4 protein-coding genes are annotated in these 4,626 nt (G+C 40.3%); 1 reads left to right on the forward strand and 3 read right to left on the reverse strand.

Annotation, left to right across the window (positions count from 1 at the left end):
• Window positions 1-73: 73 nt before the first annotated feature.
• From recG to asnC, 3 genes are read right to left on the reverse strand one after another with little or no spacing between them, the layout of a single operon-like run.
• The gene (recG, locus tag CWB66_RS19445; RefSeq protein WP_138586646.1) at window positions 74-2,155 is read right to left on the reverse strand and encodes an ATP-dependent DNA helicase RecG; all 2,082 of its coding nucleotides are present in this window, start codon (window positions 2,153-2,155) and stop codon (window positions 74-76) included.
• Between the two features lie 57 nt (window positions 2,156-2,212).
• Window positions 2,213-2,899 (reverse strand): tRNA (guanosine(18)-2'-O)-methyltransferase TrmH, encoded by a 687-nt coding sequence (gene trmH, locus CWB66_RS19450; RefSeq protein WP_138586647.1) that lies wholly within the window; start codon window positions 2,897-2,899, stop codon window positions 2,213-2,215.
• 41 nt (window positions 2,900-2,940) lie between these two features.
• The gene (asnC, locus tag CWB66_RS19455; protein WP_138586648.1) at window positions 2,941-3,399 is read right to left on the reverse strand and encodes a transcriptional regulator AsnC; all 459 of its coding nucleotides are present in this window, start codon (window positions 3,397-3,399) and stop codon (window positions 2,941-2,943) included.
• 197 nt (window positions 3,400-3,596) lie between these two features.
• On the opposite strand from asnC, the gene asnA reads away from it, so the two are divergent.
• On the forward strand, window positions 3,597-4,592 hold the full coding sequence (gene asnA, locus CWB66_RS19460; RefSeq protein WP_138586649.1) for an aspartate--ammonia ligase: 996 nt from the start codon (window positions 3,597-3,599) through the stop codon (window positions 4,590-4,592).
• The last annotated feature ends 34 nt before the right edge of the window (window positions 4,593-4,626 follow it).

Below are 4,626 nucleotides of genomic sequence, written 5' to 3' on the forward strand. Positions count from 1 at the left end.
AATTAATGGAATTGGTATAACGATTCGGGCTTTTTTACGTCTGCAGAAAAGTGAAAATGTGTTTTCAGGTAGTTTAAGCTTGTGCGTAGTTTGACTTATTGCCAAGCCATCTATGAATCAGGGGATCTACACTTTGAGGGTATTGTTTTAGCATTTGCAGGGCAATAGGCCTTACTTGATTAAGTGTTTGTTTGTCGCGCGTTAAGTCTGCAATTTTAAATTCCGCTAAGCCGGTTTGTTTTGTGCCGAGGACTTCACCTGGTCCGCGTATTTCTAGATCACGCTCCGCTATTACAAAGCCATCATTACTATCTCTTAGTACACCAAGTCGCTTTTGAGCGGTATGAGATAGTGGTGCGTGGTATAAAAGTACACAATGCGATGCAGTGGCACCACGGCCAACTCGCCCACGTAATTGGTGCAACTGCGCTAAACCCAAGCGCTCAGGATTTTCTATTATGATTAAACTTGCGTTAGGAACATCCACACCTACCTCGATGACGGTAGTGGCTACTAATACATGTATATTTCCTGCTTTAAACTCACTCATAATGGCTTGCTTTTCAGCTGACTTCATTCGTCCATGAACGAGACCTACGCTCAGCTCTGGTAATGCCTCTTTTAATTGCAGTGCACTATCTTCAGCTGCTTGGCATTGCAGCACTTCAGATTCATCAATTAGTGTGCATACCCAGTAAACTTGACGACCTTGATCATTGCAGGCTAATTTAACACGCGCAATAATATCGTCTCTACGTGTATCAGGCAGTGCGACTGTTGTAATTGGAGTCCGCCCCGGTGGTAATTCATCAATTACAGAGGTTTCTAAGTCAGCATAAGCTGTCATGGCAAGTGTGCGTGGAATAGGTGTTGCAGTCATAACCAGTTGATGAGGGTAACAATCAGCAAATTTTCCTTTTTCGCGTAGTGATAAACGCTGATGTACACCAAAGCGATGTTGCTCATCAATAATTATTAGTACTAAGTTATTAAACTTTACTTCATCTTGAAATAAAGCGTGAGTACCTACAATCATTTGCGCTTCACCAGAGGCTATTTTTTCAAGTGTTGCTATACGTTCTTTACCTTTTGTTTTACCGCCAAGCCAAGCAACTGTGATACCTAACGGATTAAACCAAGTTGTAAAATTAACGCCATGTTGTTCAGATAAAATTTCAGTTGGAGCCATTAAAGCAACTTGAAAGCCTCCTGCAATCGCTGTTAACGCACTTAAAGCCGCGACTAAGGTTTTGCCTGAACCTACATCGCCTTGCACTAAGCGCATCATTGGATATGTGTGTTGCATATCCCCTTTTATCTCAGCCACTACTCGGCTTTGTGCATTTGTGGGTGCAAAAGGAAGCTGCTCTAAAAATTGACTTTCTAATGTATTTACTGGATTTAATGCCACGGCTTTAACTTGTTGCCCTTGCTCTCGTACTTTTAATAAGCTGAGGTTTTGTGCAAGTAGCTCCTCAAATACAAGGCGTTGTTGTGCGGGGTGCATACCTTGCTCTAGTGCGGTTATATCAACATCATTTGGCGGGCGGTGCAGTAATAGTAAAGCATCGCTTAAAGCCATATTTGATGGCTGAAACTGCGTAGGAAGTAGTTCTTCTACCGAATATTTGTTTAGTAAATCAATAGCCTGTTCGCTCAGGGCTCTAATTGAAAGTTGCTTTAAGCCTTCGGTTGTTGAATACACGGGCGTTAACGTTGTTACCGTGGGTTGCTCATTATGAGTATCGCTGATGCTATATTCAGGATGATTCATTTCAAGTCCCACACGCCCGCGACGTACTTCGCCAAAACAACGTATTATTTTACCTGCAATGAACGCATTTTTTTGTGCTGCGGTAAAATTAAAGAATCGAAGTGTGAGCCTACCTGTGCCATCATTTATTTGGCAAACCAGCATTCTCCTTTTGCCAAAGGTAACCTGGCTTGTTTCAATCGTTGCTTCCACACTTACATGGCTATGAAGCGATAACTCGTTTATTGCATATAAGCGAGTACGGTCTTCATAGCGAAGAGGTAAGTGGAAGAGCATATCTTGTACGGTACTAATACCTAGCTTCAACAAGCGCTCGGCCATTTTTGGGCCGACCCCTTTAAGTTCTGTTATTGGATATTGGCTTAAGCTAGGTTTAGACAAAGTAGGCTCAATTTTTATTATTTAGTGAGTTAAGTGTACTTATACAGTGTAGGTGCATCAAGTATGTTTTAAAGCTTGCCAAAATTGTTCACTGGCAACTATTTCACCATTTTCATCAAGTGCAGGGTATGGCAATTTCTTTTGTTTACATTGCCTTGCAATAATAGGATGGCAGCCTTCGAAATAAAGCGGGTGTTTAACTTCTGCGCTGAGCATATCTCTGTTATACAAACCAGCAAGCTCGCGCTGGCGCTGTGCTTCAAACAAAATTAGTGCGGCAGCAACCGAAACATTTAGTGATTGCACCATGCCTTGCATTGGAATAATAATATTCTGATCTGCGTACTCTAATGCTTTTTCAGATATTCCTGTTTTTTCTTGGCCAACAATAATAGCAGTCGGCTTGGTGTAATCTACTTCTCTAAAATCAACAGCGTCTTCAGATAGATGCGTTGCTAGTATTTGTATTTTTGGGTTACGTTCACGCATTGCAGTAACGGCATCATCAATATTTCTATGCAGATGAGTCTCTAGCCAATTTTTACTACCACCTGAGGTATTATTAGTAAGCCATTTTTGTTTTTCTGGCCATACAGCGTGTACGTGATGGCAACCTACTGCGTCAGCGCTACGCACGATTGCAGATAAATTATGATGTTTATGTACGTCTTCTAAGCACACTGTTAGGTCTGTTTGGCGGCGCGAAAGTACATCTTCAATTCTTTGATAGCGAGTTTGCTGCATGGTGATCCTCTTTTTTCGGCAATTATACGAGATTTTTACAGTTAAGGCATTACCGTACGACTAATTGGGTTTTGCAGCGATATAAGCGTTTCTGTTGATTGGATTGCTTCAATGGCTTGGATTTTGTTGATTAACACATCTTGCAAGTGATCAATCGATTTCGCCATTACTTTAATAAAAATACTGTAGTTCCCCGTTGTGTAATAGGCTTCAACCACTTCCTCCAATGCTTCTAGCTTAATTAGTGTTTGCGGGTAGTCGCGTGCATTGTTTAAATTGATACCTATAAAGCAACATACATCATAGCCTAGCTGCTTAGTATTTATTGTTAATTGAGTGCCGGTGATGATCCCTGCTTGTTTCATTTTTTCTATACGAACATGAATTGTACCGGCACTTACATTAAATCTTTTTGCTAATTCGGCGTACGCAGTACGGGCATTTGCCATTAATGCATGCAGTATCTGTTTATCGAGATTATCGATTAAGTAATTTTCCACTATATTTATCTCATGAAATTATCGAATATATTGTTTTTATACCACTTAATTAGTGATTTTTACATGGCAAAGCTATTTTTGTTATTGGATGTTGAGTTAATTCATTAAATTGTTACATTAACTTCATTAAAGGTGCTGGTTGGAGCGCTTTGTATCAATTAAGCAAGTAACAATAACTGGGAATGAGGCCAATTATTATGAGTTCACATTATGTGCTGCAACAGCAGCAAATAAGTAAAGTTAAGCAATTTTTTTCACAACAACTAGAAATCCAACTTGGGCTCATTGAAGTTCAAGCACCAATTTTGGCTAAAGTGGGTGATGGCACACAAGATAATCTCAGCGGGCATGAAAATGCAGTTGCTGTAAAGGTTAAAGCTATTACTGATAGCGACTATGAAGTAGTGCACTCACTTGCAAAGTGGAAGCGTAAAACATTAGCCACTTATGGCTTTGGTGTTGGTGAAGGTATTTATACGCAAATGAAAGCGCTGCGCCCAGATGAAGATTCACTAAGTCCTATTCACTCTGTTTATGTTGATCAGTGGGATTGGGAAAAAGTAATTAACGAAACCACAGAACGTTCGCTGGCAACACTTAAGCAAACCGTTCAATCTATCTACAAAGGGATTAAAGAAACCGAAGCCTTTGTAAGTGAAGCTTATGGCTTTATGCCATTTTTACCGGCTAACATTAAGTTTGTACACAGTGAAGAGCTACGTAAAATGTATCCTGATTTTAGCGCTAAGCAGCGCGAAAAAGCTATTACACAAGAGTATGGGGCCGTGTTTTTAATTGGTATTGGTGGAGCATTAGGTGATGGAAAAATTCATGATGTAAGAGCCCCTGACTACGACGACTGGTCTACACAGACGTGCGATCAATATATGGGTTTAAATGGTGATATTTTAGTATGGAACCCCGTACTTGAAGATGCTTTTGAAATATCATCAATGGGTATACGTGTAAGCCCTGAGGTTTTAAAGGCGCAGTTAAGTATCACTGGAGATAAAGACCGCTTAGAATTTGATTGGCATAAAGCCTTATTACAAAGTAAATTTCCGCAAACTATTGGTGGTGGAATAGGGCAATCGCGTTTAGTCATGTTACTTTTGCAAAAGCAGCATATTGGTCAAGTACAAGTGGGAGTATGGTCGCAGCATACACATGCTGAGGTTAGCGGCTTACTGTAGTAAGCTGAACTCTGGCTAGAGAAAATAAATTTAA

It is taken from the genome of Pseudoalteromonas sp. S558, assembly GCF_005886635.1.
Taxonomy (GTDB): Bacteria; Pseudomonadota; Gammaproteobacteria; order Enterobacterales; family Alteromonadaceae; genus Pseudoalteromonas; species Pseudoalteromonas aliena.

Excerpts from the sequence above, each read along its gene's own strand:
- asnA (WP_138586649.1), top strand. The coding sequence starts at position 3,597 with ATGAGTTCACATTATGTGCTGCAACAGCAGCAAATAAGTAAAGTTAAG.
- trmH (WP_138586647.1), bottom strand. The coding sequence starts at position 2,899 with ATGCAGCAAACTCGCTATCAAAGAATTGAAGATGTACTTTCGCGCCGC.